Annotated in this window: 4 protein-coding genes; all 4 read left to right on the forward strand. The window is 67.9% G+C overall.

Annotation, left to right across the window (positions count from 1 at the left end; genetic code table 11):
- Positions 1 to 246, forward strand: a 246-nt coding sequence (locus JYJ84_RS35085) for a rhodanese-like domain-containing protein (protein ID WP_205190164.1), incomplete at its 5' end; no start/stop codon positions are given.
- Positions 243 to 503, forward strand: a complete 261-nt coding sequence (gene grxC / locus JYJ84_RS35090; RefSeq protein ID WP_122946334.1) for a glutaredoxin 3 — start codon at positions 243 to 245, stop codon at positions 501 to 503. The genes JYJ84_RS35085 and grxC, both read left to right, overlap by 4 nt.
- Before the next feature lie 108 nt (positions 504 to 611).
- Positions 612 to 1,094: a protein-export chaperone SecB gene (gene secB, locus JYJ84_RS35095; RefSeq protein ID WP_011353285.1), complete on the forward strand. Its 483-nt coding sequence runs from the start codon at positions 612 to 614 to the stop codon at positions 1,092 to 1,094.
- 28 nt (positions 1,095 to 1,122) lie between these two features.
- On the forward strand, positions 1,123 to 2,037 hold a 915-nt coding region (locus JYJ84_RS35100), incomplete at its 3' end, for an NAD(P)H-dependent glycerol-3-phosphate dehydrogenase (protein ID WP_205190165.1).

Here is a 2,037-nt window from a genome sequence, read left to right on the forward strand (position 1 = left end):
TTCGCTGCCGGCCACCTGCCGTCGGCACGTCAGGTCGCGGCGGGCGAGATCGGCACGAAGATCGCGCAGGTCGCGAAGAACAAGAGCACGCCGGTGCTGCTCGTCTGCCAGAACGGCCAGCAGTCGCAGAAGGCGGCGCGCGAGGTCGAGGCGGCGGGTTACGCCGAGGTGCACGTGCTCGAGGGCGGCGTGGCCGCCTGGCAGCAGGCCGGGATGCCGGTCGTCAAACAAGGAGTGGCGAAGTGAACAAGGTTTTGATGTACAGCACGCAGGTGTGTCCGTATTGCATCCAGGCCGAGCGCCTGCTGAAGCTGCGCGGTGTCGAGCAGATCGAGAAGGTGCTGATCGACCGCGATCCGGCCCGCCGCGACGAAATGATGACGCGCACGGGGCGCCGCACGGTGCCGCAGATCTATATCGGCGACACGCACGTCGGCGGTTACGACGATCTGTCGAAGCTCGACCGCGAAGGCGGGCTCGTATCGCTTCTGCAAGCGGCCTGAATAGGGCAGAATGGCCGCCGGCCGCGCTGCGGCTTGAGCGCGCAGGATAAATTCCGTGGCGGCCGGCGTGAAGCCGGGCCGCTCCGTCACCACTTTTAGGGAAACACCATGTCCGACGTCGAAAACCAACCGTTCTTCAACATCCAGCGCGTCTACCTGAAGGATATGTCGCTCGAGCAGCCGAATTCGCCGGCGATCTTCCTCGAGCAGGACATGCCGTCGGTTGAAGTCGAAGTCGACGTCAAGGCCGACCGCCTCGCGGAAAGCGTGTTCGAAGTCGTCGTGTCGGGCACCGTCACCGCGAAGGTGAAGGACAAGGTCGCGTTCCTGATCGAAGCGAAGCAGGCCGGTATTTTCGACATCCGCAACATTCCGGACGAACAGCTCGACCCGCTCGTCGGCATCGCATGCCCGACGATCCTGTTCCCGTACCTGCGTTCGAACATCGCCGACGCGATCACGCGCGCGGGCTTCCCGCCGATCCACCTGGCGGAAATCAACTTCCAGGCGCTGTACGAACAACGTCTCGCGCAGCTTCAGCAGCAGGCCGGTGCAGCAGCAGGCGCACCGAACGGCACGACGCTGAACTGACGTTTCACTCGGAGGACCGGTGCTGGGTATGAAAGTAGCCGTTCTCGGCGCCGGTGCCTGGGGCACCGCGCTCGCGGGCCATCTGGCCGCGCGGCACGATACGCTTCTGTGGGCGCGCGATGCCGCGCTCATCGCCGGGCTGCAGGCCCGGCACGAAAATTCCCGCTATCTGGACGGTATCGCGCTGCCTGACGCATTGCGCTACGACGCCGATCTCGGCGCCGCGCTCGCGCATGGCGCCGCGGACGACGCATTGTGCGTGATCGCCGCGCCCGTGGCCGGGCTGCGCACGCTGTGTCACGCAATGCGCGACGCAGGCTGCGTGCCCGCGCACGTCGTCTGGGTCTGCAAGGGCTTCGAGGCCGACACGCATCTGCTGCCGCATCAGGTGATCGCGGCCGAGCTGCCCGAACAGCACAGCAACGGCGTGCTGTCGGGGCCGAGCTTCGCGCGCGAGGTCGGGCAGTCGCTGCCCGTCGCGCTGACGGTGGCGAGCGCGTCCGCCGAATGCCGCGAGCGCACGCTCGCCGCGTTCCATCACGGCGCGATGCGGATCTATACGGGCGACGACGTGGTCGGCGTCGAGGTCGGCGGCGCGGTGAAGAACGTGCTCGCGATCGCGACCGGCATCGCCGACGGCCTCGGTCTCGGGCTGAACGCGCGCGCCGCGCTGATTACGCGCGGGCTCGCCGAAATGTCGCGGCTCGGCGTCGCGCTCGGCGGCCGTGCGGAAACCTTCACGGGCCTCACGGGCCTCGGCGACCTGATCCTCACCGCAACGGGCGACCTGTCGCGCAACCGCACGGTCGGCCTGCAGCTGGCGGCCGGCCGCACGCTGAACGATATCCTCGGCGCGCTCGGCCACGTGGCCGAAGGCGTGCGCTGCGCGCAGGCCGTGCTGGCCATCGCGCGCGCGCAGTCGATCGAAATGCCGATCACCGAA

It is taken from the genome of Burkholderia sp. LMG 13014, assembly GCF_905232215.1.
Classification (GTDB): Bacteria; Pseudomonadota; Gammaproteobacteria; order Burkholderiales; family Burkholderiaceae; genus Burkholderia.

What these genes read in the sequence shown, in the direction of transcription:
- secB (WP_011353285.1), top strand. Translation starts at nt 612, where the DNA reads ATGTCCGACGTCGAAAACCAACCGTTCTTCAACATCCAGCGCGTCTAC.